At 63.4% G+C, this 26,104-nt stretch carries 34 protein-coding genes; 25 read left to right on the top strand and 9 right to left on the bottom strand.

Going from position 1 to position 26,104, the window contains the following annotated elements:
* Positions 1-2: 2 nt before the first annotated feature.
* The 25 genes from rpsC to E5222_RS09060 all read left to right on the top strand — a co-directional run bounded on the left by rpsC (position 3) and on the right by E5222_RS09060 (position 16,730).
* The gene (rpsC, locus tag E5222_RS09180; RefSeq protein ID WP_136693458.1) at positions 3-698 is read left to right on the top strand and encodes a 30S ribosomal protein S3; all 696 of its coding nucleotides are present in this window, start codon (positions 3-5) and stop codon (positions 696-698) included.
* A 15-nt stretch (positions 699-713) separates the two neighbouring features.
* Positions 714-1,148: a 50S ribosomal protein L16 gene (gene rplP, locus E5222_RS09175; RefSeq protein ID WP_136693457.1), complete on the top strand. Its 435-nt coding sequence runs from the start codon at positions 714-716 to the stop codon at positions 1,146-1,148.
* Complete coding sequence (gene rpmC, locus E5222_RS09170; RefSeq protein ID WP_136693456.1) at positions 1,148-1,366, top strand: 50S ribosomal protein L29; 219 nt, start codon at positions 1,148-1,150, stop codon at positions 1,364-1,366. Before rplP ends, rpmC begins: the two co-directional genes overlap by 1 nt.
* A 10-nt stretch (positions 1,367-1,376) precedes the next feature.
* A complete protein-coding gene (gene rpsQ, locus E5222_RS09165; protein WP_136693455.1) occupies positions 1,377-1,676 on the top strand; it encodes a 30S ribosomal protein S17 in 300 nt (99 codons plus the stop codon).
* Positions 1,677-1,738: 62 nt separating this feature from the next.
* Positions 1,739-2,107 carry a 50S ribosomal protein L14 gene (gene rplN / locus E5222_RS09160; RefSeq protein ID WP_136693454.1) on the top strand — a complete coding sequence of 123 codons (369 nt, stop codon included), beginning with the start codon at positions 1,739-1,741 and terminating at the stop codon, positions 2,105-2,107.
* Positions 2,107-2,427, top strand: coding sequence for a 50S ribosomal protein L24 (rplX, locus tag E5222_RS09155; RefSeq protein WP_136693453.1), 321 nt, complete (start codon positions 2,107-2,109; stop codon positions 2,425-2,427). Before rplN ends, rplX begins: the two co-directional genes overlap by 1 nt.
* A complete protein-coding gene (rplE, locus tag E5222_RS09150) occupies positions 2,420-3,001 on the top strand; it encodes a 50S ribosomal protein L5 (RefSeq protein ID WP_136693452.1) in 582 nt (193 codons plus the stop codon). Before rplX ends, rplE begins: the two co-directional genes overlap by 8 nt.
* 24 nt (positions 3,002-3,025) lie before the next feature.
* A complete protein-coding gene (gene rpsN, locus E5222_RS09145) occupies positions 3,026-3,331 on the top strand; it encodes a 30S ribosomal protein S14 (protein ID WP_136693451.1) in 306 nt (101 codons plus the stop codon).
* A gap of 11 nt (positions 3,332-3,342) precedes the next feature.
* Positions 3,343-3,738 carry a 30S ribosomal protein S8 gene (gene rpsH / locus E5222_RS09140; protein WP_136693450.1) on the top strand — a complete coding sequence of 132 codons (396 nt, stop codon included), beginning with the start codon at positions 3,343-3,345 and terminating at the stop codon, positions 3,736-3,738.
* Positions 3,738-4,271: a 50S ribosomal protein L6 gene (rplF, locus tag E5222_RS09135; RefSeq protein WP_136693449.1), complete on the top strand. Its 534-nt coding sequence runs from the start codon at positions 3,738-3,740 to the stop codon at positions 4,269-4,271. Before rpsH ends, rplF begins: the two co-directional genes overlap by 1 nt.
* A gap of 1 nt (position 4,272) precedes the next feature.
* A complete protein-coding gene (gene rplR, locus E5222_RS09130; RefSeq protein ID WP_136693448.1) occupies positions 4,273-4,617 on the top strand; it encodes a 50S ribosomal protein L18 in 345 nt (114 codons plus the stop codon).
* Positions 4,617-5,426, top strand: a complete 810-nt coding sequence (rpsE, locus tag E5222_RS09125) for a 30S ribosomal protein S5 (protein ID WP_136693447.1) — start codon at positions 4,617-4,619, stop codon at positions 5,424-5,426. The genes rplR and rpsE overlap by 1 nt, the downstream gene beginning before the upstream one ends.
* Before the next feature lie 6 nt (positions 5,427-5,432).
* Positions 5,433-5,609 (top strand): 50S ribosomal protein L30, encoded by a 177-nt coding sequence (gene rpmD / locus E5222_RS09120; RefSeq protein WP_136693446.1) that lies wholly within the window; start codon positions 5,433-5,435, stop codon positions 5,607-5,609.
* Between the two features lie 178 nt (positions 5,610-5,787).
* Complete coding sequence (locus E5222_RS09115) at positions 5,788-6,558, top strand: Stf0 family sulfotransferase (RefSeq protein WP_136693445.1); 771 nt, start codon at positions 5,788-5,790, stop codon at positions 6,556-6,558.
* A 128-nt stretch (positions 6,559-6,686) separates the two neighbouring features.
* Positions 6,687-7,208, top strand: a complete 522-nt coding sequence (gene rplO, locus E5222_RS09110) for a 50S ribosomal protein L15 (protein WP_136693444.1) — start codon at positions 6,687-6,689, stop codon at positions 7,206-7,208.
* A gap of 105 nt (positions 7,209-7,313) precedes the next feature.
* Entirely contained in the window at positions 7,314-8,678 is a 1,365-nt protein-coding gene (gene secY, locus E5222_RS09105; RefSeq protein WP_136693443.1) for a preprotein translocase subunit SecY, read from the top strand.
* 44 nt (positions 8,679-8,722) lie between these two features.
* Positions 8,723-9,370, top strand: a complete 648-nt coding sequence (locus E5222_RS09100) for an adenylate kinase (protein ID WP_136693442.1) — start codon at positions 8,723-8,725, stop codon at positions 9,368-9,370.
* An 81-nt stretch (positions 9,371-9,451) separates the two neighbouring features.
* Entirely contained in the window at positions 9,452-9,991 is a 540-nt protein-coding gene (locus E5222_RS09095; protein WP_136693441.1) for an SRPBCC family protein, read from the top strand.
* 323 nt (positions 9,992-10,314) lie between these two features.
* On the top strand, positions 10,315-10,683 hold the full coding sequence (gene rpsM, locus E5222_RS09090; protein WP_136693440.1) for a 30S ribosomal protein S13: 369 nt from the start codon (positions 10,315-10,317) through the stop codon (positions 10,681-10,683).
* 57 nt (positions 10,684-10,740) lie between these two features.
* Positions 10,741-11,130 carry a 30S ribosomal protein S11 gene (gene rpsK / locus E5222_RS09085; protein WP_047003266.1) on the top strand — a complete coding sequence of 130 codons (390 nt, stop codon included), beginning with the start codon at positions 10,741-10,743 and terminating at the stop codon, positions 11,128-11,130.
* 120 nt (positions 11,131-11,250) lie between these two features.
* A complete protein-coding gene (locus tag E5222_RS09080) occupies positions 11,251-12,306 on the top strand; it encodes a DNA-directed RNA polymerase subunit alpha (RefSeq protein WP_136693439.1) in 1,056 nt (351 codons plus the stop codon).
* 91 nt (positions 12,307-12,397) lie between these two features.
* Positions 12,398-12,817, top strand: a complete 420-nt coding sequence (rplQ, locus tag E5222_RS09075) for a 50S ribosomal protein L17 (protein ID WP_136693438.1) — start codon at positions 12,398-12,400, stop codon at positions 12,815-12,817.
* A 131-nt stretch (positions 12,818-12,948) separates the two neighbouring features.
* Positions 12,949-15,096, top strand: coding sequence for a prolyl oligopeptidase family serine peptidase (locus E5222_RS09070; protein ID WP_136693437.1), 2,148 nt, complete (start codon positions 12,949-12,951; stop codon positions 15,094-15,096).
* A gap of 132 nt (positions 15,097-15,228) precedes the next feature.
* Entirely contained in the window at positions 15,229-15,795 is a 567-nt protein-coding gene (locus tag E5222_RS09065) for a hypothetical protein (protein WP_136693436.1), read from the top strand.
* A 125-nt stretch (positions 15,796-15,920) separates the two neighbouring features.
* A complete protein-coding gene (locus E5222_RS09060) occupies positions 15,921-16,730 on the top strand; it encodes a hypothetical protein (RefSeq protein WP_136693435.1) in 810 nt (269 codons plus the stop codon).
* Here the strand turns inward: E5222_RS09060 and E5222_RS09055 are convergent, their stop codons facing one another.
* The 9 genes from E5222_RS09055 to E5222_RS09015 all read right to left on the bottom strand — a co-directional run bounded on the left by E5222_RS09055 (position 16,731) and on the right by E5222_RS09015 (position 26,103).
* Entirely contained in the window at positions 16,731-17,354 is a 624-nt protein-coding gene (locus tag E5222_RS09055) for a trimeric intracellular cation channel family protein (RefSeq protein ID WP_246021643.1), read from the bottom strand.
* Positions 17,351-18,043: a PepSY domain-containing protein gene (locus E5222_RS09050; RefSeq protein ID WP_136693434.1), complete on the bottom strand. Its 693-nt coding sequence runs from the start codon at positions 18,041-18,043 to the stop codon at positions 17,351-17,353. The genes E5222_RS09055 and E5222_RS09050 overlap by 4 nt, the downstream gene beginning before the upstream one ends.
* Before the next feature lie 32 nt (positions 18,044-18,075).
* Positions 18,076-18,501 carry a VOC family protein gene (locus E5222_RS09045; RefSeq protein WP_136693433.1) on the bottom strand — a complete coding sequence of 142 codons (426 nt, stop codon included), beginning with the start codon at positions 18,499-18,501 and terminating at the stop codon, positions 18,076-18,078.
* Between the two features lie 114 nt (positions 18,502-18,615).
* Positions 18,616-20,013 (bottom strand): dihydrolipoyl dehydrogenase, encoded by a 1,398-nt coding sequence (lpdA, locus tag E5222_RS09040; protein ID WP_136693432.1) that lies wholly within the window; start codon positions 20,011-20,013, stop codon positions 18,616-18,618.
* Positions 20,014-20,061: 48 nt separating this feature from the next.
* Positions 20,062-20,451 (bottom strand): hypothetical protein, encoded by a 390-nt coding sequence (locus E5222_RS09035; RefSeq protein ID WP_169053537.1) that lies wholly within the window; start codon positions 20,449-20,451, stop codon positions 20,062-20,064.
* Positions 20,452-20,530: 79 nt separating this feature from the next.
* Positions 20,531-21,772: a 2-oxoglutarate dehydrogenase complex dihydrolipoyllysine-residue succinyltransferase gene (gene odhB / locus E5222_RS09030; protein WP_136693430.1), complete on the bottom strand. Its 1,242-nt coding sequence runs from the start codon at positions 21,770-21,772 to the stop codon at positions 20,531-20,533.
* A 21-nt stretch (positions 21,773-21,793) separates the two neighbouring features.
* Positions 21,794-24,628: a 2-oxoglutarate dehydrogenase E1 component gene (locus E5222_RS09025; RefSeq protein ID WP_136693429.1), complete on the bottom strand. Its 2,835-nt coding sequence runs from the start codon at positions 24,626-24,628 to the stop codon at positions 21,794-21,796.
* A gap of 36 nt (positions 24,629-24,664) precedes the next feature.
* Entirely contained in the window at positions 24,665-25,555 is an 891-nt protein-coding gene (gene sucD / locus E5222_RS09020) for a succinate--CoA ligase subunit alpha (protein WP_136693428.1), read from the bottom strand.
* Between the two features lie 14 nt (positions 25,556-25,569).
* Complete coding sequence (locus tag E5222_RS09015; RefSeq protein WP_136693427.1) at positions 25,570-26,103, bottom strand: hypothetical protein; 534 nt, start codon at positions 26,101-26,103, stop codon at positions 25,570-25,572.
* Position 26,104: the final 1 nt, after the last annotated feature.

Raw genomic sequence — 26,104 nt, 5'->3', positions numbered from 1 at the left:
CCATGGGTCATAAGAGCAATCCGATCGGCCTTCGCCTGCAGATCAACCGTACCTGGGACAGCCGTTGGTACGCCGAGGGCGCTGACTACCGTCAGCTGCTCAAGGAAGACATCGAGATCCGCAAGTACATCATCGAGAACCTGCCGCAGGCGGCGATCTCGAAGGTGGTGATCGAACGTCCGGCCAAGCTGTGCCGCGTGTCGATCTATGCTGCGCGTCCCGGTGTCATCATCGGCAAGAAGGGCGCGGATATCGAAAAGCTGCGCACGAAGCTGGCCAGCATGACCTCGAGCGAGGTGAAGCTGAACATCGTCGAGATCCGCAAGCCGGAAATCGATGCCAAGCTCGTCGCGCAGGGTATCGCCGACCAGCTGGTGCGCCGCGTGGCTTTCCGCCGTGCGATGAAGCGCGCCATGCAGTCCGCCATGCGCCTGGGTGCCGAGGGCATCAAGATCATGTGCGGCGGCCGTCTGGGCGGCGCTGAAATCGCGCGTGTCGAGCAGTATCGCGAAGGCCGCGTTCCGCTGCACACGCTGCGCGCCAATGTCGATTATGCCGAAGCCGAGGCGCTGACCGCCTATGGCATCATCGGCATCAAGGTCTGGGTCTTCAAGGGTGAGATCCTGGGCCACGATCCGATGGCGCAGGACCGGCTGATGATGGAAGCGCAGACTTCCGGCGTCCGTCCGGCACGTTGAGGTTAGGGTAGAGCAATGCTGCAACCGAAGAAAACCAAGTATCGCAAGGCCTTCAAGGGCAAGATCCATGGCAAGGCCAAGGGCGGTACGGACCTGAATTTCGGCTCCTACGGCCTCAAGGCCATGGAACCGGAACGTATCACCGCGCGCCAGATCGAAGCTGCGCGTCGTGCGATCACGCGCCACATCAAGCGCCAAGGCCGCCTCTGGATCCGCGTCTTCCCGGACGTGCCGGTCTCCAAGAAGCCGGCCGAAGTGCGTCAGGGTAAAGGCAAGGGCGCGATCGAATATTGGGCCGCCCGCGTGAAGCCCGGCCGCATCCTGTTCGAGCTCGATGGCGTTCCCGGCCCGCTGGCCGCCGAAGCCTTCAGCCGCGCTGCGATGAAGCTGCCCGTCAAGACCAAGGTCGTGGCCCGCCTGGGCGACACCTCGCACCTGGGAGGCGAATAATGTCCAAGATCGAAGATCTGCGCACCAAGAGCGACGACCAGCTTTCCGAAGCCCTGACCGAGCTCAAGCGCGAACAGTACAACCTGCGCTTCCAGGCCGCGACCAACCAGCTCGAGCGTCCCGCTCGCGTGAAGGAAGTCCGCCGCGAAATCGCGCAGATCAAGACGCTTCAGGGTGAGCGCGCCACGAGCGCCTCGGCCGAAGCTGCCAAGGCTTAAGGAGCACACGATGCCGAAGCGTATCCTGATCGGGACCGTCACCTCCGACAAGACCGACAAGACTGTGACCGTGAAGGTCGAACGCCGCGTGAAGCACCCGCTCTACGGGAAGATCATCAAGCGTTCGAAGAAGTATCACGCGCACGATGAGAAGAACGAATACACCGTAGGCGACAAGGTTCGCATCGAGGAGACCAAGCCGATCTCCAAGACCAAGACCTGGGCGGTCCTCGACCGCATCGCGGCCAGCAAGGGCCAGGCGGTGGAAGCGGATCTGGACGTGGCCGAAGCCACTCCGGGCGCTGAGTAAGAACTGACGTTTTAGGAACTGCCGGACTTGTACCGGCAAGCCAGTGAGAAGGAACCGGATCGATGATCCAGATGCAATCCAATCTCGACGTCGCGGACAATAGCGGCGCCAAGCGCGTCCAGTGCATCAAGGTACTGGGCGGCTCGAAGCGCCGCACCGCGAGTGTCGGGGACGTGATCGTGGTTTCCGTCAAGGAAGCCCAGCCGCGCGCCCGCGTGAAGAAGGGCGACGTTCACCGTGCGGTGATCGTGCGCACCAAGAAGGATGTCCGCCGCCCCGATGGCAGCGTGATCCGCTTCGACAGCAATGCCGCGGTTCTCGTCAACAAGAGCGAGGAGCCGATCGGCACCCGTATCTTCGGCCCGGTGGTGCGCGAACTGCGCTCCAAGGGCTTCATGAAGATCATCTCGCTTGCTCCGGAGGTGCTGTGATGGCTGCCGCTAAGATCAAGAAGGGCGACACCGTCGTCGTGCTGTCCGGCAAGGACAAGGGCCGTTCGGGCACCGTCCAGCAGGTCATGCCGAAGGAAGGCAAGGTCGTTGTGGAAGGCATCAATGTCGCCACGCGCCACCGGAAGCCCACCCAGGTGAACCCGCAAGGCGGCATCGACCGTACGCCCGCTCCGATGGCGATCAGCAAGGTCGCCGTTGCCGATCCCAAGGATGGCAAGCCGACCCGCGTCCGTTTCGAAGAAAAGGACGGCAAGAAGGTCCGCGTCGCCGTCAAGTCCGGGGAGACCATCGATGGCTGATTATACGCCCCGCCTGAAGACTCAGTACAATGAGTCCATCGTCAAGGCGATGACCGAGAAGTTCGGCTACGAGAACCCGATGCAGGTTCCCAAGCTGGCGAAGATCACGCTCAACATGGGCGTCGGCGAAGCGAGCCAGGACAAGAAAAAGGTCCAGACCGCTGCCGAGGAAATGGAGCTGATCGCGGGCCAGAAGCCGGTGATCACCAAGGCGAAGAAGTCGATCGCGCAGTTCAAGCTGCGTGACGGCATGCCGATCGGCTGCAAGGTCAACCTGCGCCGCGACCGCATGTACGAATTTCTCGATCGCCTGGTGACCATCGCAATGCCCCGCATTCGCGACTTCCGTGGCCTGAATCCGAAGAGCTTCGATGGCAATGGCAACTACGCCATGGGCATCAAGGAGCAGATCATCTTCCCGGAGATCAGCTACGACAAGATCGAGAAGGTGCGTGGCATGGACATCATCGTCACCACCACCGCAAAGACCGACGAGGAAGCGCGCGAGCTGCTGCGCCTGTTCGGTTTCCCGTTCCCGGCTGATGAAGCCGAAGAAGAAAAGGCTGCCGCGTAAGCGGCGCAGGAGAGCTTAAGTCCAATGGCGAAACTGAGTTCCATCAACAAGAACGAGCGTCGTAAGAAGCTCGTGAAGAAGTACGCAAACCAGTACGCGAAGCTGAAGGCGATTGCCGACGATGAGTCGCTCGACGAAACCGAGCGCCTGATGGCCCGCCTGAAGATGGCCGAGATTCCGCGCAATGCGAATCCGACCCGCGTGCGCAACCGCTGTACCACCACCGGCCGCCCGCGCGGCTACTACCGCAAGTTCGGGCTTTGCCGCATCGAACTCCGCGATCTGGCCAATAAGGGCCTGATCCCGGGCGTGACCAAGTCGAGCTGGTGAGGATCTGAAGAATGGCTATGACCGATCCCCTGGGTGATATGCTCACCCGCATCCGCAACGGCCAGCAGGCGAAGAAGGACTCCGTCCTGTCGCCGGCTTCCAAGCTGCGTGCGAACGTCCTCGAAGTGCTCCAGCGCGAAGGCTACATCCGTGGCTATAGCGAAGACACTTCGGGCCCGCACAAGGCGCTGCGGATCGAACTGAAATATTTCGAGGGCGAGCCCGCTATCAAGCACATCGCCCGTGTCTCCAAGCCCGGCCGCCGCGTCTATTCCGGCTCGCGAGAGCTGCCCACGGTGCGTAACGGCCTCGGCATCACCATCGTCTCGACGCCGAAGGGCGTGCTTTCGGACAACGAAGCGCGCAATGACAACGTCGGCGGCGAAGTGCTGGCGGAGGTGTTCTGATGAGCCGCATTGGCAAAAGGCCGGTGGCGCTTCCCAGCGGAGTGACCGCCAAGATCGAAGACGGCAAGCTGGTCGTGAAGGGTTCGAAGGGTGAACTCTCCATGAGCACGTCCGACCTGATCGACTACAAGCTCGAGGCGGAAGCGATCACCGTTACGCCAGCGAACAAGTCCAAGCAGGCGCGCCAGTACTGGGGCATGCAGCGTACGCTGGTGCAGAACCTGGTCGACGGCGTGACCGAGGGCTTCTCGAAGGTCCTCGAGATCACCGGCGTTGGCTACCGTGCGCAGGCGCAGGGCAAGAAGCTCAAGCTGCAGCTCGGCTTCAGCCACGACATCGATCTCGACGTGCCCGAAGGGCTCGAGGTGAAGACGCCCGACCAGACTACGGTCGAGATTTCGGGCATCGACAAGCAGAAGGTCGGGCAGTTCGCTGCCGAGATCCGCGAATGGCGCAAGCCGGAGCCCTACAAGGGCAAGGGCGTGAAGTATCGCGGCGAGTATATCTTCCGCAAGGAAGGGAAGAAGAAGTAAGATGGCCAAGCTCTCTCTCTTTGAACGTCGCCGCCGTCGTGTGCGCACCGCGCTGCGCAAGCGTTCGGGCGACAAGCCGCGCCTGTCCGTGCACCGCACCGGCAAGCACATCTATGCCCAGATCATCGACGATGCCGACGGCCGCACGGTTGCCGCTGCTTCGACGCTGGGCGGCAAGAGCTCGGGTGCGAATGTCAGTGCCGCCGTACAGGTCGGCAAGGACATCGCCGCCGCCGCCAAGAAGGCTGGCGTGACCACTGTCGTGTTCGATCGCGGCGGGTTCCTGTTCCATGGCCGCGTCAAGGCGCTGGCCGATGCCGCTCGTGAAGGCGGGCTGGAGTTCTGATGATGGCTGACGAAAACAACACCGAAAACACCCCGGAAACGACCGAGGAAACCAAGGTGGAAGCGGCGGCTGAAGCTGCTGCTCCCGCTACCGAGACGACCGAAGCTGCGGGCAATCAGTCCGCTGCCCAGGGCGCCGAGGGCCAGCCCCGCGAGGATCGCGGTGGCCGTGGCGGCCGTGGCCGTGGCCGTGGCGGCGAGCGTGGCGAAGGCCGCGGTGGCCGTGGCCGCCGTGACCGTGACGATCGTCGCGGCCGCGGCGGTGACGATGATGGCGAGGAGCTGATCGAAAAGCTCGTCCACATCAACCGCGTCGCCAAGGTGGTGAAGGGCGGCAAGCGCTTCGGTTTCGCCGCGCTGGTCGTGGTGGGTGACGGCAAGGGCCGCGTGGGCTTCGGCCACGGCAAGGCTCGCGAAGTGCCGGAAGCCATCAACAAGGCTACTGCTGCTGCCAAGAAGAAGATGATCCGCGTGCCGCTGAAGGAAGGTCGCACCCTCCATCACGACGGTCGTGGCCATTTCGGCGCCGGCAAGGTGAATGTCCGTTCGGCACCTCCGGGTACCGGCATCATCGCCGGTGGTCCGATGCGCGCCGTGTTCGAGAGCCTGGGCGTTGCCGACGTGGTGACCAAGTCCATCGGCACCTCGAACCCCTACAACATGATCCGCGCCACCTTCGACGCGCTGACCAACCAGTCTTCGCCGAAGTCGGTTGCGCAGCGTCGCGGCAAGAAGGTCGCCGACCTGCTGGGTCGCGGTGGTGCGAGCGAGGCCGAGGCGGAAGCCGACGCCGCTGCTATTGCGGAGTAATCACCCATGGCGAAAATCAAGCTCAAGCAGATCGGTTCGCCGATCCGTCGCCCCGAAGTCCAGCGCAAGATCCTGATCGGGCTGGGCCTCAACAAGATGCACAAGGTCGTGGAACTCGAAGACACGCCTGAAGTGCGCGGTGCCCTGAAGAAGGTCCCGCACATGGTCGAGATCGTCGACTAGGTGCATTCGCACGCGCAGGAAATGCCTTCCTGCTGGACAAGACAAAGCGGGACCGCGCGGCATAGTCGCGTGGTCCCGTCTCGTTTATGGCGCGCTGCGCCTCTCTCGCAATTGCGAGAGCACCTCTTCTGACCTATGAAACTGCGGCTCCGGGTTTCGGGAAGGAAGTGCTTGCGGGATGAAGCTCTACCAGCAGCAATTCGACGCAAAAGAAGATGTCGATGATGGGCTGGCGACGCCAACCAAGACGCTGATTATCGCCTCCACGCCGCGCACGGGCGGCCACATGCTTGGTCATTCGATGGCTGCGACCGGCGCGATGGGTGTGCCTTATGAGTATTGTCAGCCGGGCAATTTCGCCCATTGGCGCGAATTGACCGGCAAGCAAGAGCCGGCAGATGTCCTGCGCGCAATCATGGCTCGCCGGACGTCGCGCAATGGCGTGTTTTCGATCAAGCTGCATTATGACCAAATGGCGGTTCTGGGCGGGCCTGAAGCATTGTTCGAGCTGTTTCCGGACCCGCACTTCCTGCATATCTGTCGGGCGAACATCCTGAAGCAAGCTATCTCGATGGCGGTTGCGCGGCAGACCGGCATGTGGATTTCGGGTCAGGAAGGCAACGCGGTGGAGCCGCGCTATTCCTATAACAGTATCCGGTCCAGCCTCGACCATATCGCCTTCCAGACTGCTGCGTGGGAGGACTTCTTTGCCGCACGCGACATCCTGCCTTTGAGGGTCGAGTTCAACCAGGTTGCGTTCTCCCTCCCTGACACCTTGATGCGCATCGCATCCTTTGCGGACATTGGGAAGTTTGCTCCGGTCGCGGCACCGCCGACCACGAAACAATCGAGCTCTCGCAACGACGAGTGGGCTGAACGATTCATAGTGCAGGCGTCTTCGAACTCGTTACTCGCCAAAGTCGGCAGAAAGTTGCAGGCAGGCGGCTGAGCGGCGAAGTACCGGCGATTGCTGCAAAGTTCGCTGTGTTACATTTCGGCTTTGACATTGAGCTGCCGGTCACCTAGGGGCGGCCCCTTCCAACACAGCGCGAACAACAGCGAAAGCGAGTGCACACCATGAAACTCAACGACATCCGCGACAATTCCGGCGCCCGCAAGAACCGCATCCGCGTGGGACGCGGCATCGGTTCGGGCAAGGGCAAGACCGCCGGCCGTGGCCAGAAGGGCCAGAAGAGCCGTTCGGGCGTGGCCATCAAGGGCTTTGAAGGCGGCCAGATGCCGCTGCACATGCGCCTGCCGAAGCGCGGCTTCAACAATCCGTTCGGCAAGGACTATGCCGAGGTCAACATCGGCATGATCCAGAAGCTGATCGACAGCAAGAAGCTCGACGGCAAGAAGGTTATCGACCACGAGGCGTTGCAGGCTGCCGGCGTAGCCCGTGGCGGCAAGGACGGCGTGCGCCTGCTGGGCAAGGGTGAAATCTCTGCCAAGGTCAGCTTCAAGGTAGCCGGTGCCTCCAAGGGCGCCGTCGCCGCGGTCGAAAAGGCCGGTGGTTCTGTCGAGGTGATCGACCTTGGCCAGCCCGAGCATGAGAAGAAGGCTGCTCGCCGCGAAGCGAACAAGGCTGCAAGCAAATAATCGGAAAAAGGGCGCGCGCGGGTTCGACATCGGGCCCGCGCGTCCCTATCTAACCTTCCTGAGCCGGGGAGGGTCCGGCGTAATTTCCGGGATGAAGACGTTTCAATGGCATCACGCGCCGACAATATCGCCAGCTCGCTGAGCTTCGCCAATTTCAGCCAAGCGACCGAGCTGCGCCAGCGTATCTGGTTCACCATCGGTGCGCTGATCGTATTCCGCTTCCTCAGCTTCATCCCGCTTCCGGGCGTGAACCCGCTGATCCTGGAAACGCTTTACGACCAGCTGCAGGGCGGTTTCGTCGACCTGTTCAACACTTTTTCGGGCGGCAGCCTTGAGCGCATGAGCCTCATCGCGCTCGGCGTCATGCCCTACATTACCGCTTCCATCGTCATCCAGCTTGCCGCCTCGCTGCATCCCAGCCTGATGGCGCTGAAGAAGGAAGGCGAGGCGGGGCGCAAGAAGCTCAACCAGTACACCCGCTATGGCACGGTGTTCCTCTGCGCGATCCAGGGCTGGTTCCTGGCTGCGGGCCTCGAGGCCTATGGCGCGCAGAGCGGCATGCAGGCGGTAGTGGAGCCGGGCTATATGTTCCGCGTCGGCGCAGTTATCTCGCTGGTCGGCGGTACCATGTTCCTGCTGTGGCTGGGTGAGCAGATCACCTCGCGCGGCATCGGCAACGGCGTGTCGCTGATCATCATGGCGGGCATCGTCGCCCAGTTCCCGACTTTTACCTCGAACCTGTTCTCGGGCTATTCCGAGGGCTCGATCGGCAATGGCACGGTGATCGGAATCATCGCCATGGTCGTGGTACTGATCCTGTTTATCTGCTTCATGGAGCGTGCGCAGCGCCGCCTGCTGATCCAGTATCCCAAGCGCGCGACGCAGCATGGCGGCATGCAGGCGGATCGTTCGCATCTGCCGCTCAAGCTCAACACCGCCGGCGTGATCCCGCCGATCTTCGCCAGCTCGCTGCTGCTGCTGCCGCTGACGATCAGCCAGTTCGCCGGCAGTTCGGTGCAGAGCGACAGCACTTTCTACAATGTCATCCAGACGCTGAACCAGTGGCTGGCGCCGGGGCAGCCGATCTATCTCGGCCTCTATGCCATCGGCATCATCTTCTTCTGCTTCTTCTACACCGCCGTGGTCTTCAACCCGGAGGATACGGCAGACAACCTGAAGAAGAATGGCGGCTTCATTCCCGGCATTCGCCCGGGCAAGCGCACCGCCGAATATCTCGATTATGTGCTGACGCGCATCACGGTGGTCGGCGCGATCTATCTCACCATCGTCTGCGTGTTTCCCGAATGGGCGCTGCGGCAGACCGGCTTCACCCTGTTCCTGGGCGGCACCAGCCTGCTGATCGTGGTAAATGTGACGGTGGATACGATCAGCCAGATCCAATCGCATCTCTTGGCGCACCAGTATGGAGACCTTATCAAGAAGGCCAAGCTGAAGGGCCGGATGCGCTAATCGGCGCGACGGGCAGCTACTGGTACTGGGGGAGCTTCGCAGACATGAATATTATCCTTCTGGGTCCTCCGGGAGCGGGCAAGGGCACGCAGGCCCACCTGCTGGTGGAGCATCACGGCATGCGCCAGCTGTCGACTGGCGACATGCTGCGCGCCGCGGTGAAGGCCCAGACGCCCGTCGGCATCAAGGCCAAGGAAGTGATGGATCGCGGTGAGCTGGTCTCCGACGAGATCGTCTCCGCCCTGATCGATGCCGAGCTGACCGCCATGGGCGAGGAAGTCGGCGCGATTTTCGATGGCTATCCGCGCACCGAGGCGCAGGCCGTGTCGCTCGACGAACTGCTCGCCAAGCATGGCCGCAAGCTCGACCACGTCATCGAACTGGCGGTGGATGAGGATGCGCTGGTCGAACGCATTACCGGCCGCTTCACCTGCGCCAATTGCGGCGAGGGTTATCATGACACTTTCAAGCTGCCTGCGAAAGCGGACGTGTGCGACAAGTGCGGTTCCACCGAATTCAAGCGCCGTCCGGACGACAATGAGGAAACGGTACGTAAGCGGATGCAGGAATATCGCGCCAAGACCGCACCAATCCTGCCCTATTACGAGCAGCGCGACCTCGTCACCCGCGTGGACGGCATGGCGCCGATCGACGATGTGACGACGGAAATCGAGGCGGTGCTGCGCGGCTGAACGCGCTGCACGCACCTCGCTTGCCAATCGGGGGCGGGGTGGTAGCATTTCCGGCGGGATGATCCGGCCGGAGATGTTTTCATGAGACGATCGATGTTTGCGCTGGCGGCGGCCTTGCCGGCGAGCTTCGCCACATCCGCTACGGCAGAGGTGGTGCCGTCCGAGACCGGCGGCTTTGCCTCCACGCACACGGCCGTGGTCGCTGCCGATCCCGCTGCGACCTGGGCCATGCTCATCGAGCCGCAGCACTGGTGGAGCCACAGCTGGTCGGACAACTCCGCCAACATGTCGCTCAACCCGGTGGCGGGCGGCTGTTTCTGCGAAGTTATTCCCGATCCTGCCGGCGGCGCGCCTGGTTCGGCAGAGCATGCGCGCGTCGTGATGGTCATGCCCGGCCGGACGTTGCGCATGGTCGGCGCGCTTGGACCGCTGCAATCCGAAGGGCTGGCGGGCACGCTCACCGTCACGCTGGCAGAGGTCGATGCGGGGACGCAGATCACCTGGGATTACGTGATCGGCGGCCAGTCGCGCCTGCCGCTCGGGGAGCTGGCCCCGGTGGTAGACAGCGTGCAGGCGGAGTTCCTTGGCGGGCTCGTTGAAGCCTTGGGCGGAGCGGTATGACCAAGGACAGGTAAACGGATTTTCACAAGCTGTTTTGACTGCGGCGCAAGGCCGCGCTATAGTTTACGATACAAGGTCGCATCAGAAGGGGCGTGGGAATTTTCCTGCGGCTCCTTTGCGCGCTTGACGCGAGGGGCGAATCACCCTACTTGCGGCTCCCATTCGTTTAATCGGAAACCGGTCCGGCAGGCGGCAGCCACAGATGCGCGCCATCCGGACTTATTGCCGTTAGGGCTTCGGTGCCCGCGCGAACGGATTGAAGCAACGCTATGAGATAGGGGCGGTCCTTAAGGATCATGGCCCCTGTGGAGCAGGAGATTTAAGTGGCTCGTATTGCCGGGGTAAACATCCCCACCAACAAGCGCGTTATCGTGGCGCTCACCTATATTCACGGTATCGGCCCGACCACGGCGAAGAAGATCGCCGACAAGCTGGGCATCGATCATTCCCGCCGCGTGCAGGACCTGACCGACGCCGAAGTTCTGCAGATCCGTGAAGCGATCGACGCCGACTACACTGTCGAAGGTGACCTTCGCCGCGACACCGCAATGAACATCAAGCGCCTGATGGACCTGGCCTGCTATCGCGGCCTGCGTCATCGCAAGGGCTTGCCCGTTCGCGGTCAGCGCACTCACACCAACGCCCGTACCCGCAAGGGCAAGGCCAAGCCGATCGCCGGCAAGAAGAAGTAAGCCTCGGGCTTGTCCCAAGGCTTTTCCCTTCTTCCGAGATAAAGAGGAATACGAGACATGGCACGCGAACCCGGCCGCATTAGGCGTCGCGACAAGAAGAACATTTCGAGCGGTGTTGCCCACGTCAACGCCAGCTTCAACAACACCATGATCACCATCACCGATGCACAGGGCAATGCGATCAGCTGGTCCTCCGCGGGCATGATGGGCTTCAAGGGCAGCCGCAAGTCGACCCCCTATGCCGCACAGGTGGCAGCGGACGACGCCGGCAAGAAGGCCGCCGAACACGGCGTGCGCACCCTGGAAGTGGAGATCAAGGGTCCCGGATCGGGCCGTGAAAGCGCCCTTCGCGCGCTGCAGGCGGTGGGCTTCACCATCACCAGCATCCGCGACGTCACGCCGATTCCGCATAATGGCGTGAGGCCGTCCAAGCGCCGTCGCGTCTGATCGAACCTGCCGCGATGGCTGCCTGAGCTCGGCGGCCTTCGCAAACAGTCATTCGCATCGGCCGCGGCGCATCCAGCGCCTGCGGCCGATGCCGCCGAAACCAACCTTTAGGGGAAGTCCATGTCCGTCAATATGAAGAACTGGCAGGAACTCAAGAAGCCCAACACTCTCGACATCAAGGAAGGTGGCGACAAGAAGCGCAAGACCACTTTCGTTGCCGAGCCGCTGGAACGCGGTTACGGCCTGACGTTGGGCAACGCGCTGCGCCGCGTCCTCCTGTCCAGCCTTCAGGGTGCCGCGATCACCTCGATCAAGATCGAGAACGTGCTGCACGAATTCTCCTCGCTCGCCGGCGTGCGTGAGGATGTGACCGATATCGTCCTCAACGTGAAGCAGATCGCGCTGAAAATGGAAGGCGAAGGCCCCAAGCGCCTGCAGCTGTCCATGACCGGCCCGGCTGAAGTGAAGGCCGGCGACATCGCCGTTACCGGTGACATCGAAGTGATGAACCCCGACCTGGTGCTGTGCCACCTGGACGAGGGCGCGACGCTGAACATGGAACTGACCGCCGACACCGGCAAAGGCTATGCGCCTGCCGTCAGCAACCGCCCGGCCGATGCGCCGATCGGCCTGATCCCGGTCGACAGCCTGTATTCGCCGATCAAGCAGGTCAGCTACAAGGTCGAGAATGCCCGCGTTGGCCAGGAACTCGACTTCGACAAGCTGAGCCTGACGGTCGAGACCGACGGCACCGTCACTCCGGAAGACGCCGTGGCCTATGCCGCGCGCATCCTGCAGGACCAGCTGACGCTGTTCGTCCACTTCGAGGACGGCATCCCGCAGCCTTCCAGCGCCATGATCGGCATGGCCGCGGAGCCGCAGGAAAGCGACACCAACCAGCTCAACCGTTACCTGCTCAAGAAGGTGGACGAGCTGGAACTGTCCGTGCGTTCGGCCAATTGCCTCAAGAACGACAACATCATCTATATCGGCGACCTGGTCCAGAAGACCGAAGCCGAGATGCTGCGCACGCCGAACTTCGGCCGCAAGTCGCTCAACGAGATCAAGGAAGTGCTGTCTTCCATGGGCCTGCGTCTGGGCATGGACATCCCCGGATGGCCGCCTGAGAACATCGAGGAAATGGCGAAGAAGCTGGAGCAGGAACTGCTCGGCTAAACGCCACTCTACGGGGCATGGGCCGGACCCCTTCTTCCGGCCTGCACTGGGCTACCTGACACGGGCCCCTTACGAACTGGAGTAAAGTATAATGCGTCATGGTATTTCCGGCCGCAAGCTGAGCCGCAAGTCGCAGCACCGCAAGGCGCTGTTCCGCAACATGTCCGCCGCGCTGATCAAGCACGAGCAGATCACCACCACGGTCGCCAAGGCCAAGGAACTGCGCCCCTATGTCGAAAAGCTGATCACGCTGGCCAAGCGTGGCGGCCTGTCGAACCGCCGCCTGGCCATGAGCCGCCTGGGCGACGAGACGCAGCTGAAGAAGCTCTTCGAGGTCCTGGCAGAGCGCTATGCCGATCGTGACGGCGGTTACACCCGCGTCATCAAGGCCGGCATCCGCGCTTCGGACGCCGTTCCGATCGCCGTGATCGAACTGGTTGACCGTGACGAGGACGCGAAGGGCCAGGACAGCGGCCCGGTGATGACCGCAGACGAATACGAAGACGCCTGATCGCGTTTTCGATACCCGCAAAAAGGGCCGCTCCTGCAAGGGACGCGGCCCTTTTTCGTGGGACCAAGCTTGCGGCCCACCGCCATGCGATTACATTGGAAACCTCTCGCCAGAAAGGTCTTCCACCGCCCATGAACCATCGCTTGCCCATCGCCGCCATCTCGCTGCTTGCCGCCGTGGCCAGCCCTGCTATCGCGCAGGACATGACTGCACCTGCATATCCTGAGACGCGCCGCGGCGACGTGGTGGAAACGCTGTTCGGCGAGGAGATCGCCGATCCCTATCGCTGGCTGGAAGAGGATGTCCGCAACGCGCCCGAAGTGGCCGACTGGGTCGAGCGGCAGAATGCGGTAACCAATGCTTATCTCGACCGCCTGCCGGCGCGCGACTGGTTCCGCGCCCGCGTGGGGGAGATTTTCGATTTCGCCCGCTATTCGACGCCTGTCGAACGGGGCGGGCGCTATTTCTACACCTTCAACACCGGCCTGCAGAACCAGAGCCCGCTCTATGTGCGCGAAGGACTGGAGGCCGAGCAGCGGCTGCTGATCGACCCCAATGAATGGGCCGATGACGGGGCGACCGCGCTGTCGGGCTGGCGCGCCTCGCCCGATGGGTCGAAGCTGCTCTATAGCGTACAGGATGGCGGGACCGACTGGCGCATATTGCGCGTGCTCGATGTCGATACCGGCGAGCCGCTGGAAGACGAGATCCGCTGGGCCAAGTTCACCGACCTTGCCTGGGTGGGTGAGGAGGGCTTCCTCTATTCGCGCTTCCCCGAACCGGAGGAAGGCGAAGACTTTCAGGCGCTGAATTACGACCAGGCGGTCTATTTCCATCGCCTCGGCACGCCGCAGTCGGAGGATGAGCTGGTCTTCGCCACGCCCGAGGACCGCGAAGTAGGGCATAGCGCCAGCGTCACCAGCGACGGGCGCTGGGCGATCATCACCAGCGCCAAGGGCACCGATGCCCGCTACGAGGTGCGCGCGATCGACCTCGCGGCACGCGATACGCGGGGCTGGCAGGCGCGCCCGCTGGTGACCGGCTTCGACAATGCCTGGAGCGCGGTGAACAGCGTGGGTGGCAAGATCTGGTTCGTCACCAACAAGGACGCACCGCTCTACCGCGTGCTGGCGATCGATCTCGACGCGGCGAGCCCGGAATGGGAAGTGGTAGTGCCCGAAACGGAGCAGCCGATCGATGGCGCCTCCATCGTCGGTGACAGGCTGGTGCTGTCCTATCTGCAGGACGCAAGCTCGGTCGCGCGCATCCACACGCTGGATGGCGAAGCGGCAGGCGAAGTGGAACTGGCCGGGATCGGCAGCGTGGGCGGCTTCTCCGGCCGTCCGGGCAATCCGGAGACCTTCTACAGCTTTACCAGCTTCAACTGCCCGCCGACGATCTATCGCCTCGACATGGCGACGGGTGAGCGCAGCACTTTCGCCGAGCCTGAACTCGCCTTCGACCCGGACGATTTCACCGTCGAGCAGCGCTTCTATGATAGCAAGGACGGCACGCGCGTTCCCATGTTCATCCTGCGCCGCGCCGATGTGGCGGCGAGCGGGGAGGCGGTGCCGACCGTGCTCTATGGCTATGGCGGTTTCGACATCTCGCTCACCCCCGGCTTCTCGGCGAGCAGGCTGGCCTGGGCACAGGCGGGCGGGGCCTTCGTGGTCGCGAACATCCGTGGCGGCGGTGAATATGGCAAGGCGTGGCACGATGCCGGGCGCCTCGACAACAAGCAGAACGTGTTCGACGATTTCATCGCAGCGGGTGAATTCCTGATTGCCGAGGGGATCACCCCGGCAGATGGGCTGGCGATCCAGGGCGGCTCCAATGGCGGGCTGCTGGTGGGCGCGGTCAGCAACCAGCGTCCGGACCTTTTCGCCGCCGGCAATGCCGCCGTGGGCGTGATGGATATGCTGCGTTTCGATCGCTGGACTGCGGGCCGCTATTGGGTGGACGATTACGGTTATCCCGACCGGGAGGACGATTTCCGCGTGCTGCGCGCCTATTCCCCGCTGCACAACATCCAGCGCGGTGTTGATTATCCCGCGCTGCTGGTGACGACGGCAGACACGGATGACCGCGTGGTGCCCGGACACAGCTTCAAATATATCGCTGCCGTTCAGGAAGCGGGGCTGGGCGAGCGTCCGCAGCTGATCCGCATCGAGACGCGCGCGGGCCACGGCTCGGGCAAGCCGACCGACAAGGCGATTGCCGAAGCGGCTGATATCATGGGCTTCCTGGCCTATTGGACGGGGCTGGTAGCGCCAGAATAGAATGTTCAGGAAAGCCAACACTTTTCTGAACATCGCCTAACGCGCGGGTTCAGCGGGACCTCACGGCGAATCGCCTATCCCTTTTCTCATCGGTGGCCATCCAGCCATCGCGGACGAAAAAGGAGATGCCCCATGAAGTCCCATACCAAAGCCCTTGTCGGGACCGTCGCCGCCGGTGCGATGGCGGTGGCCTCGGCAACTCCTGCAGTCGCCGGTGATCGTCATCGCGATCGCGGTATCGATGCCGGTGACGTGATCGCCGGTGCGCTGATCATCGGCGGTATCGCCGCCATTGCCTCGGCCGTGGACAATGACCGTGATGACCGGCGCTATCGCGACCGGAACTATCGTGACCGCGATTATCGCCATGGCGACCGCTATGATCATCGCGACCGCCGCTACAATAATCGCGACAATGTCGAGCGTGCGGTGGAACAGTGCGTCCGTGCCGCCGAGCGGCAGGCCGAACGCTGGACCGGCTCGCGCGCCGAGGTTTACGAGATCCGCGATGTCGACCGTGAACGCCGTGGTTTCGAGGTGAAGGGCCGGATTGCCGTGCGCGATCGCTATCACCGCGGTGGCTGGAACGACTACAGCCGCAACCGCCGCAACAATGGCTGGGACGAAGGTCGCTTCACCTGCGACGTCGAACGCGGCCGGGTGGTGGATATCGACTTCAGCGGTATCCGCGGGTTGTGATCCCCAAACCCTGACATGATCCCCCGGATAGGCGGTTCAGGCTAATGCAAGCCGGGGCCGCCTATCTCTTGTGGCCAATATTCATACCACCCCCAATATCGGGGGTCTGATGCAAGGACCCGACCATGGCCCTTTCCCGCAATCCGCTGGCCATCGCCGCCGCCATGCTGGCGACGACTTCCATGACCGCGCTGCCCGCTTCGGCGGCCGAGCTGCCGACGATCTCCGCCGCTCCTGCCGGCGCCTATGACGCCGATGGCGAGAATGCCGAGGGGTACCGCCGCTATCGCCGCCACCGCCATGGCGTGAATGCGGGTGACGTGATTGCGGGCGTGGTGGTGCTGGGCGCGATCGCCGCGATTGCCAGCTCTGCCAGCAATGACCGACGCGACCGTGATCGCTATCGCGTGCGCGAGGACGATGTGCGTTACCGCGAGGCTCCGCCGCGCCGCAGCGGCAGCTGGAGTTCCAGCGGGATCGACAATGCCGTGGACATGTGCGTCGACCAGGTCGAGCGCGGCAGTGACCGGGTGGAAAGCGTCGACAACGCCTCTCGCGACGGTGCGGGCTGGAGCGTGTCCGGCTCGCTCGACAATGGCGACTATTTCACCTGCCGGATCGACAATGACGGACGCATTCGCTCGGTGGACCTTGGTGATGGTTTTGCCGCCAATGATCACGGCCAGTCCCGCAATTCCTATGACGCCTCCCTGCTGCGGGAAGGCGAGCAGTGGAGCGATGAGCGCTATGCCCGAGCCCGCGCTGCTACTAATGGCCAGTCCGTGCAGCCAGCCTCCTATCCCTCCAGCGATGATCGCTATGCCCGAGGCGATGCGCCGCTGGTCGATGCCGATCTCGATAGTGCGCCGCGCCCGGCCTATCCCGGCGGCCCGCTTCCCGGAGAAGAGGGTTACGAGGACAGCCTGGGCATCTGATCAGCCCGGATCGCTGCCGCGCGAATAGGCGGGCAGCTGGATATTCCAGATCATCGCCGCGCCGCGCAGGGCGAAGCCAGCCAGCGCGGCGATGGCCCATGTCAGCGCCTCTGTTACGCCCAGCCCCAGCAGCAATGCCGTGAGCATGGCGGATAGGGCGGCGGCGGTGACGTAAAGGTCGGGCCGCATCATGATAGACGGCACGCCCGCCACAACGTCGCGGATGATGCCGCCTGCACAACCCGTCACCACGCCCAATATCATCGCCGGGATGGGTGCGACGCCATAGGTCAGCGCCTTGGCGGTGCCGAGCACGGAAAAGGCGGCGAGCCCCGCAGCATCGGCCCATTCGATCAGTTGGCCCTGCCACCAGCGATTGGGCGTGAACCATGCCACCAGCGCAGTGCCGAGGATCACCGGGGCGATCCAAGGATCACGCAGCCAGAAAACATTGGCATCGAGCAGCAGGTCACGGATCGTGCCTCCGCCCACGCCTGTCACCAGCGCGAAGAAGCATGCGGTAACAAAGGTTTGCTGCAGCCTTGCTGCGAGCGATGCGCCGGTCAGCGCGAACACCGCGGTTCCAGCGAGGTCGAGCAGCGGGGGCAGGGCAGGCGGGTTCACGCTTTCACCTTCACCCGTGCCTTGCGCCGGCGGAACATCAGGATGCAGCCAAGCAGCGATCCGATGACGCCCAATGCAGCGAAGAGGATCAGGATCGGATGCGACGTATCCTCGCGCGTTTCCAGGTCCATGATGTGCAGCCCCCACATCAGGTCGAAGACGCGCCACCAGCTGGACCGCACTGCCACCACCTCGCCCGTCGCCGCGCGCATATAGAGATTGGTGCCGTCCGAATAATGCGCCTGCCACGCTGCGAAGGGCGCGCGCAGGTCGGTGGGGGAGATGTCTTCGGGGAAATAGGTGACGCTCTCCAGCGTGCCGTCACCCGCATAGGCGGCATCGGCGATCCGCCGCGCCTCGTCCTCGATCAGCGGAGGGATCAGCGATCCGTCGCGCGCGGAATAGCGGAAGCGGCCGCCATCGGGTTCGGTGACGATCCATGCGGGGCCATCGACTTGGGCGATCAGTTCCACGCTGGCGGCCGGGCCGATCTTCTCTGTCGGGAAGACCAGTTCCGTCGTTTCGATCACCGGCGCCTCGGCACGCAAATGCTCGCCGCGCACCTCCTCGATCGGTTTCAGCGTCATGACGAGGCCGGTGAGCGTCCACATCAGCACGGGCACGCCGACCAGCCAGCCAAGCCAGATGTGCCATTTGGCAAAGCGTTGCATGATGCGTAGTCGAGCCATTGTCGGGGCCTACCCTTGTGCGGCGCGCGCGCCTAGTCCGTGGCGAAGAGCTTGGAGCGGTCGGCGAAGGCCTTCATCTCGATCGCATTGCCGCTGGGATCGCGGAAGAACATCGTCGCCTGCTCGCCCGGCTGGCCCTTGAAGCGGACATAGGGCTCGATCACGAACTGGGTCCCGGCGGCGGTGAGGCGGTCGGCCAGCCCCTGCCATTCCTCCATCGACAGCACGATGCCGAAATGCGGCACGGGCACACCATGCCCATCGACCGGATTGTTCGCCTCGTCCCGCTTGTTACAACCGGGCACGAGATGGGTGACGATCTGGTGGCCGTAGAAGTCGAAATCGACCCATTGGTCTGAGGAGCGTCCCTCCGGGCAACCCATCACCCCGCCCCAGAACGCCCGCGCGGCGGCAAGGTCATGCACCGGGAAGGCGAGATGGAAGGGGGAGAGGGTCATGCGCAAACTCCCGTCATTGCGAGGAGCGCAGCGACGAAGCAATCCAGGGCAGTATCGTAATCGCCCTGGATTGCCGCGGGACCGTCGGTCCCTCGCAATGACGAAGCCTAGCCATCACATGTGGATCGGCTTGCCCTGCACCGCCATCGCCGCTTCCTTGATCGCTTCGGAATGCGTCGGGTGGGCGTGGCAGGTATAGGCGATATCCTCGGACAGGGCGCCGAATTCCATTGCCTGCGTCGCCTGTGCGATCATCGTTCCGGCGACGGAGGCGATGCACCAGACGCCCAGAACCTTGTCGCTTTCCGCCTCGGCGATGACTTTCACGAAGCCGTCGGGCTCGTGATTGGTCTTGGCGCGGCTGTTGGCGAGCATGGGGAACTTGCCGACCTTGATCGGGCCCTTCTCCTTCGCCTGGGCCTCGGTGAGGCCGACGCCGGCGATCTCGGGCCAAGTGTAGACGACGCCGGGGATGAGGTCGTGGTTCACGATGCCGATCTGGCCGGCGATCCATTCGGCGACCGCGATACCCTCATCCTCCGCCTTGTGGGCGAGCATGGGGCCGGGGACGACATCGCCGATGGCGCGCACGCCGTCCACGCTGGTGCGGAACTGGCCGTCCACTTCGATCTGGCCGCGTTCGTTCGTTTCGAGGCCGATATTCTCCAGCCCCAGCCCTTCGGTATTGGGCTTGCGGCCGATGGCGACGAGCACGCAATCGGCTTTCAGCGTCTCGGCATCGCCACCAGCGGCAGGTTCTACCGTCAGCGTCGCGGTCTTGCCGCGCACGGATACGCCGGTGACCTTGGTCGAGAGCTTCAGCTCCATGCCCTGCTTCTTGAAGATTTTGGCCGCTTCCTTGCGGATATCGTCATCCATGCCGGGCAGCAGCTGGTCGAGATATTCGACCACCGTGACCTCGGCCCCAAGGCGGCGCCACACGCTGCCGAGTTCGAGGCCGATCACGCCGCCGCCGATGACGACCATGGTCTTCGGCACCTTGGGCAGTTCCAGCGCGCCGGTGGAATCGACCACCACGCCCTTGTCGTTATCGATCTCGACGCCGGGGAGCTGAGTGACCGAGGAGCCGGTGGCGATCACGATCTCGCCCGCAGTGTAGCTCTTGCCATCCACCTCGACGGTGTTGGCGTCCTTGAAGCTGGCGAGGCCCTTCAGCCAGGTGACCTTGCTCTTCTTGAACAGGAATTCGATGCCGCCCGTCAGTTGCTTGACCGCATCCTTGCGCTGGCCGTGCATGGCATCGAGGTTGAGCTTGGGGGTCACGTCGATACCCATGCTCGCCATCGAACCATTGGCCGCCGCATCGAAATATTCGGATGCATGCAGCATGGCCTTGGAGGGGATGCAGCCGACATTGAGGCAGGTGCCGCCCAAGGTCGCGCGGCTTTCCACGCAGGCCGTCTTCAGCCCCAGCTGCGCCGCGCGGATCGCCGCGACATAACCGCCGGGACCGGCACCGATGATGAGGACGTCGAAATCATGTTCAGCCATTATTTGCTCCATCGAGCTCCAGCGATTGCTGGAGCTTGGCCACCCGCCTCAGCGGCGGACGAGTAGGCATTCCCTCTTACCATCGGGCGCAGTCACCGCCAGATGATCGACATCGACCCGTGTGAGGACCGCTCGTTCGCCATCGAAGGTGGTGAGGAGGATTCTGTTCTTGTCGCGATGACTGTAGGTGACAGGCATCACTTGTGTATCCGGGATTCCGGCGAAAAGGATGACTTCGGTGGAAGTGAACTCGATATCCCGGACATCGGAACATTCGCCCGTTTCCCCTACCCAGCGGCCTAGCGCAGGATTGGCAGGAGAATTGGCAATCTCTTCCATCGCGGCCTCGGCCTCTGTTGCAGCAGCCTGTTTTTCTTGAGGCTGGCACGCTGCGAGGCAGGCTAGGAGGATGAGAGCCGACGCCATTCGTTGCACCATCTTGTCAGTCCTTTCCCGTATCACCAGTCTTCAGACTTGCCTGATCTCTTCCGAGTGGATTGAGCTTGCGACAGCAAGCTTACAAATCGATCAGCATCCGCATCGGATCTTCGATCGCTTCCTTGATGATCTTCAGCGCGGTTACCGCCTCGCGGCCGTCGATGATGCGGTGGTCGTATGACAAAGCGAGGTACATCATCGGACGGATGACGATCTCGCCGTTCACCACGACGGGGCGCTCATCGATGCGGTGGAGGCCGAGAACGGCGCTCTGCGGCGGGTTGATGATCGGGGTCGACATCAGCGATCCGAACACGCCGCCATTGGAGATGGTGAAGGTGCCACCGGTCATGTCGGCCATGGTCAGCGTGCCTTCCTTCGCCTTCTTGCCATAGCCTGCAATCGCAAGCTCGACTTCCGCGAAGCTCATCTGGTCGACATTGCGGACCACCGGCACGACAAGGCCGTTGGGCGCGCTGACGGCGACCGAGATATCGACGTAATCGTGATAGACGATCTCGTCGCCTTCGATCTTGGCGTTGACGGCGGGCACGTCCTTCAGTGCGAGGCATGCGGCCTTGGCGAAGAAGCTCATGAAGCCGAGCTTGATGCCGTGCTTCTTGGCGAACAGCTCCTTGTACTGCTCGCGCGCCTCGATCACGGCACTCATGTCGCAATCGTTGAAGGTGGTGAGCAGCGCCGCCTCTTCCTGCGCGCCCTTCAGGCGCTTGGCGATGGTCTGCCTGAGGCGCGTCATCTTCACGCGTTCCTCGCGGCGCTCGCCCTTGGCGGCAGCAGCCGGAGCAGCGGCGGCGGGAGCGGCGGCAGGCGCAGCGCCACCTTCCTTCTTCGCTTTCGCGGCGGCCAGCACGTCTTCCTTGGTCAGGCGTCCGTCCTTGCCGGTGCCCTTGATCGTGGTCGGATCGACGCCGTGTTCCAGCACCGCTCGGCGCACGGCGGGCGACATGGTCAGCGCGTCGTCATGCGTCGCTTCCTTGGCGGCCGGAGCAGGCGTGGGAGCGGGCGCGGGTGCCGGGGAGGGCGCGGCGGAGGCAGCGGCAGCGGGCTTGGCCCCCGCACCATCGCCTTCCTCGATCCGCGCGATCACCGCGCCGACTTCCACCGTGTCACCCACGGCGACGACATGTTCGGACAGGATCCCGGCCACGGGCGCGGGCACTTCCACCGCGACCTTGTCGGTTTCCAGGCTGGCGATCGGCTCGTCCAGCGCCACGGCTTCGCCCGGCTGCTTCAGCCATTCGCCAACAGTGGCTTCGGTAACGGATTCGCCCAGCGTCGGGACTTTGACTTCATTGGCCATGTGTATGTGTCCTCAGGCCCTCTATTTGCGGGTGGATTTGGCTTTGGCGGCGCTCTTGCCGCGTTCGGAAAGGCCCAGGGCGATGGAGACCAGCGCCTCCTGCTGGGCCTGGTGGCGCTTGGCGAAACCGGTGGCGGGGGAGGCCGCGGGTTCGCGCCCGGCATAGCTGGGGCGCATGCCCTTGTGCCCGGCGGCGATCAGCGCTTCCTCGATCCGGCTTTCGACGAAGAACCAGGCGCCGTTATTCTTCGGCTCCTCCTGGCACCACACCACCTCCTCGAGGTTGGTCATGCGCTTCAGGCGTACGGCCAGGGGTTCGCCGGGGAAGGGATAGAGCTGTTCGAGGCGCACGACGGAGACATCGTCCACGCCTTCCTCGTCGCGCTTTTCCATCAGGTCGTAGGCGACCTTGCCGCTGCACAGGACGAGGCGCTTCACCTTGGTATCGGCGATCTCCGTCTTGTCGGAAAGGATACGCATGAAGTGGCTGTCGCCCATGAAGAACTGCGCATCGCTCTTCGCCAGCGGATGACGCAGCAGGCTCTTGGGCGTCATGATGACCAGCGGCTTGCGGAAGGAGCGCATCATCTGCCGGCGCAGCACGTGGAAGTAGTTCGCCGGGCTGGTGATGTTGCAGACCTGGATATTGTCGTTGGCGCACAGCTGCAGGAAGCGTTCGAGGCGGGCGGAGGAATGCTCCGGCCCCTGGCCTTCGAAACCGTGCGGCAGCAGCATGACAAGTCCGTTGGCGCGCAGCCACTTCGCCTCGCCGCTGGCGATGAACTGGTCGATCATGATCTGCGCCCCATTGGCGAAATCGCCGAACTGCGCTTCCCACATCACCAGCGTCTTGGGATCGGCAAGGGCGAAGCCGTATTCGAAGCCAAGCACGCCGAATTCGGAGAGCGTGGAGTCATACACCTCGAACTTGCCATGCGGCAGCGTGGCGAGCGGGATGTATTTCTCTTCGGTCTTCTGGTCGACCCAGATCGCGTGGCGCTGGCTGAACGTGCCGCGGCCCGAATCCTGGCCGGACAGGCGCACTCCGAAACCTTCGGTGACGAGGCTGCCGAAAGCGAGCGCTTCGGCGGTGGCCCAGTCGAAGCCTTCGCCGGTCTCGAACATCGCCTTCTTGGCATCGAGCACGCGCTGCAGCGTCTTGTGGATCGTGAGATCATCGGGGACGCTGGTGAGCGTGCGGCCGAGGCTTTCGAACAGCTTCTTCTCGATCGCGGTATGCACGTTGCGGCGCGCGGTTTCCGGATCGGCGGGCTTGTGCAGGCCGGACCAGCGGCCGGCGAACCAGTCCGCCTCGTTCGGCTTGTAGCTCTTGCCGGCTTCGAATTCCTCTTCCAGCAGGGCGATGAATTCGTCGCGCAGGGCAGGGGCGGTGCCTTCCTCGATCACGCCTTCCTTCTTCAGGCGCTCCGAATAGGCTTCGCTGACACGCGGATGCTTCTTGATCTCGGCATACATCAGCGGCTGGGTGAACATCGGTTCGTCACCCTCATTGTGGCCGAAGCGGCGGTAGCACCACATGTCGATCACGATGTCGCGCTTGAACTTCTGGCGGTATTCGACCGCCAGCTTGCAGGCGAAGGTCACTGCTTCCGGATTGTCGCCATTCACATGCAGGATGGGCGCCTGCACACCCTTGGCGACGTCCGAAGGGTAGGGGGACGATCTGGCGAATTTCGGGCTTGTCGTGAAACCGATCTGGTTATTGATCACGAAATGGATACAGCCGCCGGTGGAATAGCCGCGCACGCCCGACAGGCCGAAGCATTCCCAAACCACGCCCTGACCGGCAAAGGCGGCATCGCCGTGGATCAGTACGGGCAGGACCTGCTCATGCTTGCTGAGGTCGTCGCGGATTGCCTGCTGCGCACGGACCTTGCCCAGCACCACCGGGTTCACCGCCTCGAGATGGCTGGGGTTGGGCACCAGCGACATGTGCACCTTGATCCCGTCGAATTCGCGGTCGGTGCTGGTGCCGAGGTGGTACTTCACGTCGCCCGAACCGCCGACATCGTCGGGGTTGGCGCTGCCGCCGGAGAATTCGTGGAAGATGACCTTGTAGGGCTTGGCCATCACATTCGCGAGCACGTTCAGGCGGCCGCGGTGAGCCATGCCGTAAACGATCTCGCGCACGCCGGTGGCGCCGCCATATTTGATCACCGCTTCCAGCGCCGGGATCATGGACTCGCCGCCGTCGAGGCCGAAGCGCTTGGTGCCGACATATTTGCGCCCAAGGAACTTCTCATATTCCTCGCCGCGGATCACCGCGCCCAGCATGGCGCGCTTGCCCTCGGGCGTGAACTGGATGACCGTGTCCGGCCCTTCGAACCGGTCCTGCAGGAAGCGCCGCTCCGCCGTGTCGGAAATGTGCATGTATTCCAGGCCCACATCGCCGCAATAGGTGCTGCGCAGCGCCTGGTAGAGCTCACCCACCGTGACCCATTCGAAGCCGAATGCGCCGCCGACATAGACCTCCTTGTCCTCCTGCCCGTCGAAGCCGTGCCACTTGAGGGTCAGCTCCTCCGGCATGTCGAGATGCGACAGGCCCAGCGGGTCGAGATTGGCCGCAAGGTGGCCGCGCACGCGATAGAGCCGGATCAGCATCATCGCGCGGATCGAGGCATCGGCCGCCTGCTCGATGGTGGCCGAATCCATCACCTTGCCCGCCTTGGCCGCCGCTTCCTTGACCGCGAGGGTCATGGTCGTCGGGTCCATGGCATCGGCCATGTCGCCGCCATCGTCGGATAGCGGCCACTTGGCATTGGCCCAGCTGGGGCCGGGCTGCGGCCCGTCCTGGTCGGCAAGCTCGGGGAGGAAATTCTGCGCTTCGTTACCCATGGCCGGGTCCTCGCATGTGAGGGGAAGGAGGAGGCGTTACGCCAGTTCTTTGAGAAGAGCGTTCAACGTGGTGCCGAGTTCCGAAGGGCTCGGCGAAACGCGGATGCCGGCGGCTTCCATCGCGGCGATCTTGTCTTCCGCGCCGCCCTGTCCGCCGGAGACGATCGCACCCGCGTGGCCCATGCGGCGGCCCGGAGGCGCCGTGCGGCCGGCGATGAAGCCGACCATCGGCTTGGAACGGCCCTTGGCGGCTTCCTGCTTGATGAATTCGGCGGCCTCTTCTTCCGCGCTGCCGCCGATCTCGCCGATCATGATGATCGACTTGGTCTCGTCATCCGACAGGAACAGGTCGAGCACGTCGATGAAATTGGTGCCGTTGACGGGGTCACCGCCAATGCCGACGGCGGTGGTCTGGCCCAGGCCCACGGCGGTGGTCTGGTGCACCGCTTCATAGGTCAGCGTGCCCGAGCGGCTGACGACGCCGACGCTGCCCTTGGAGAAGATCTTGCCCGGCATGATGCCGATCTTGCACTCGTCCGGCGTCAGCACGCCGGGGCAGTTCGGGCCGATCAGGCGCGACTTGGACCCGTCCAGCGCGCGCTTCACCTTGACCATGTCGAGCACCGGAACGCCCTCGGTAATGCAGACGATCAGCTCGATCTCGGCATCGATGGCTTCCAGGATCGCGTCGGCCGCGAAGGGCGGCGGGACATAGATGCACGAAGCGGTCGCGCCGGTTGCGGCCTTGGCTTCCTTCACCGTGTCGAACTGCGGCAGGCCGAGATGATCGGTGCCGCCTTTGCCCGGCGTCACACCCGCAACCATCTGCGTGCCGTAATCGAGCGCCTGCTGCGTGTGGAACGTGCCGGTGTTGCCGGTCATCCCCTGCGTGATGACCTTGGTGTTCTTGTTTACGAGGATGGACATGGAATATTTCCTGTTCAGCTTTGTTGCAGCGGGCTGGAGGCGATGAGCGTCCATTGCTCACCAGGCCCATCGAAAGTGGCGACGGCGACTCCATAGGAGCCGAAAGCAAATGCCACCCTGGCGTTCATACGCCTCAGGTCGGGCAATTCACTTGAAGTCAAAGCGGCGGCATATGTCGCCAGTTCCCGATAACTGTCGCCCTTCACCAGCACGGTGCAGGTCGACTGGACGGGGTTGGTGGGAGTTTCGTCGGGAACGGCGAGAAACAAACGCTCGTCGCTGGTAATCTCGAAAACGTTGGCGGGCATCTCGTCAGCTTCGACATAGCGGTGCCCGTTATACGACCATTCCTCTCCCCACAGGGCCATCATGGCAACGAAGCGGGCACGCATGGGCACGTCACCCGCGCTCACGGGACGAATTTCGCCTTCGGCAAATTCGCCGCCGCCATCGACGCACACCTGCTGGAATACCTCAGCAGCCCTGTTGGGCGGTGTGGCATTCGCAGAAGCGCCGACTGCGGCGATGAGGGAGAGAAGGAAGGCCATG

Origin of the sequence: Alteraurantiacibacter aquimixticola, assembly GCF_004965515.1 — a bacterium.
In the GTDB taxonomy this organism is placed as follows: Bacteria; Pseudomonadota; Alphaproteobacteria; order Sphingomonadales; family Sphingomonadaceae; genus Alteraurantiacibacter; species Alteraurantiacibacter aquimixticola.
The sequence above is the reverse complement of the archived record's forward strand: the minus strand, read 5'-3'. Positions and strand labels throughout refer to the sequence as shown.

Excerpts from the sequence above, each read along its gene's own strand:
- rpsC (WP_136693458.1), top strand. The coding sequence starts at position 3 with ATGGGTCATAAGAGCAATCCGATCGGCCTTCGCCTGCAGATCAACCGT.
- rplP (WP_136693457.1), top strand. The coding sequence starts at position 714 with ATGCTGCAACCGAAGAAAACCAAGTATCGCAAGGCCTTCAAGGGCAAG.
- rpmC (WP_136693456.1), top strand. The coding sequence starts at position 1,148 with ATGTCCAAGATCGAAGATCTGCGCACCAAGAGCGACGACCAGCTTTCC.
- rpsQ (WP_136693455.1), top strand. The coding sequence starts at position 1,377 with ATGCCGAAGCGTATCCTGATCGGGACCGTCACCTCCGACAAGACCGAC.
- rplN (WP_136693454.1), top strand. The coding sequence starts at position 1,739 with ATGATCCAGATGCAATCCAATCTCGACGTCGCGGACAATAGCGGCGCC.
- rplX (WP_136693453.1), top strand. The coding sequence starts at position 2,107 with ATGGCTGCCGCTAAGATCAAGAAGGGCGACACCGTCGTCGTGCTGTCC.
- rplE (WP_136693452.1), top strand. The coding sequence starts at position 2,420 with ATGGCTGATTATACGCCCCGCCTGAAGACTCAGTACAATGAGTCCATC.
- rpsN (WP_136693451.1), top strand. The coding sequence starts at position 3,026 with ATGGCGAAACTGAGTTCCATCAACAAGAACGAGCGTCGTAAGAAGCTC.
- rpsH (WP_136693450.1), top strand. The coding sequence starts at position 3,343 with ATGGCTATGACCGATCCCCTGGGTGATATGCTCACCCGCATCCGCAAC.
- rplF (WP_136693449.1), top strand. The coding sequence starts at position 3,738 with ATGAGCCGCATTGGCAAAAGGCCGGTGGCGCTTCCCAGCGGAGTGACC.
- rplR (WP_136693448.1), top strand. The coding sequence starts at position 4,273 with ATGGCCAAGCTCTCTCTCTTTGAACGTCGCCGCCGTCGTGTGCGCACC.
- rpsE (WP_136693447.1), top strand. The coding sequence starts at position 4,617 with ATGATGGCTGACGAAAACAACACCGAAAACACCCCGGAAACGACCGAG.
- rpmD (WP_136693446.1), top strand. The coding sequence starts at position 5,433 with ATGGCGAAAATCAAGCTCAAGCAGATCGGTTCGCCGATCCGTCGCCCC.
- E5222_RS09115 (WP_136693445.1), top strand. The coding sequence starts at position 5,788 with ATGAAGCTCTACCAGCAGCAATTCGACGCAAAAGAAGATGTCGATGAT.
- rplO (WP_136693444.1), top strand. The coding sequence starts at position 6,687 with ATGAAACTCAACGACATCCGCGACAATTCCGGCGCCCGCAAGAACCGC.
- secY (WP_136693443.1), top strand. The coding sequence starts at position 7,314 with ATGGCATCACGCGCCGACAATATCGCCAGCTCGCTGAGCTTCGCCAAT.
- E5222_RS09100 (WP_136693442.1), top strand. The coding sequence starts at position 8,723 with ATGAATATTATCCTTCTGGGTCCTCCGGGAGCGGGCAAGGGCACGCAG.
- E5222_RS09095 (WP_136693441.1), top strand. The coding sequence starts at position 9,452 with ATGAGACGATCGATGTTTGCGCTGGCGGCGGCCTTGCCGGCGAGCTTC.
- rpsK (WP_047003266.1), top strand. The coding sequence starts at position 10,741 with ATGGCACGCGAACCCGGCCGCATTAGGCGTCGCGACAAGAAGAACATT.
- E5222_RS09080 (WP_136693439.1), top strand. The coding sequence starts at position 11,251 with ATGTCCGTCAATATGAAGAACTGGCAGGAACTCAAGAAGCCCAACACT.
- rplQ (WP_136693438.1), top strand. The coding sequence starts at position 12,398 with ATGCGTCATGGTATTTCCGGCCGCAAGCTGAGCCGCAAGTCGCAGCAC.
- E5222_RS09070 (WP_136693437.1), top strand. The coding sequence starts at position 12,949 with ATGAACCATCGCTTGCCCATCGCCGCCATCTCGCTGCTTGCCGCCGTG.
- E5222_RS09065 (WP_136693436.1), top strand. The coding sequence starts at position 15,229 with ATGAAGTCCCATACCAAAGCCCTTGTCGGGACCGTCGCCGCCGGTGCG.
- E5222_RS09060 (WP_136693435.1), top strand. The coding sequence starts at position 15,921 with ATGGCCCTTTCCCGCAATCCGCTGGCCATCGCCGCCGCCATGCTGGCG.
- E5222_RS09050 (WP_136693434.1), bottom strand. The coding sequence starts at position 18,043 with ATGGCTCGACTACGCATCATGCAACGCTTTGCCAAATGGCACATCTGG.
- E5222_RS09045 (WP_136693433.1), bottom strand. The coding sequence starts at position 18,501 with ATGACCCTCTCCCCCTTCCATCTCGCCTTCCCGGTGCATGACCTTGCC.
- lpdA (WP_136693432.1), bottom strand. The coding sequence starts at position 20,013 with ATGGCTGAACATGATTTCGACGTCCTCATCATCGGTGCCGGTCCCGGC.
- E5222_RS09035 (WP_169053537.1), bottom strand. The coding sequence starts at position 20,451 with ATGGTGCAACGAATGGCGTCGGCTCTCATCCTCCTAGCCTGCCTCGCA.
- odhB (WP_136693430.1), bottom strand. The coding sequence starts at position 21,772 with ATGGCCAATGAAGTCAAAGTCCCGACGCTGGGCGAATCCGTTACCGAA.
- E5222_RS09025 (WP_136693429.1), bottom strand. The coding sequence starts at position 24,628 with ATGGGTAACGAAGCGCAGAATTTCCTCCCCGAGCTTGCCGACCAGGAC.
- sucD (WP_136693428.1), bottom strand. The coding sequence starts at position 25,555 with ATGTCCATCCTCGTAAACAAGAACACCAAGGTCATCACGCAGGGGATG.
- E5222_RS09015 (WP_136693427.1), bottom strand. The coding sequence starts at position 26,103 with ATGGCCTTCCTTCTCTCCCTCATCGCCGCAGTCGGCGCTTCTGCGAAT.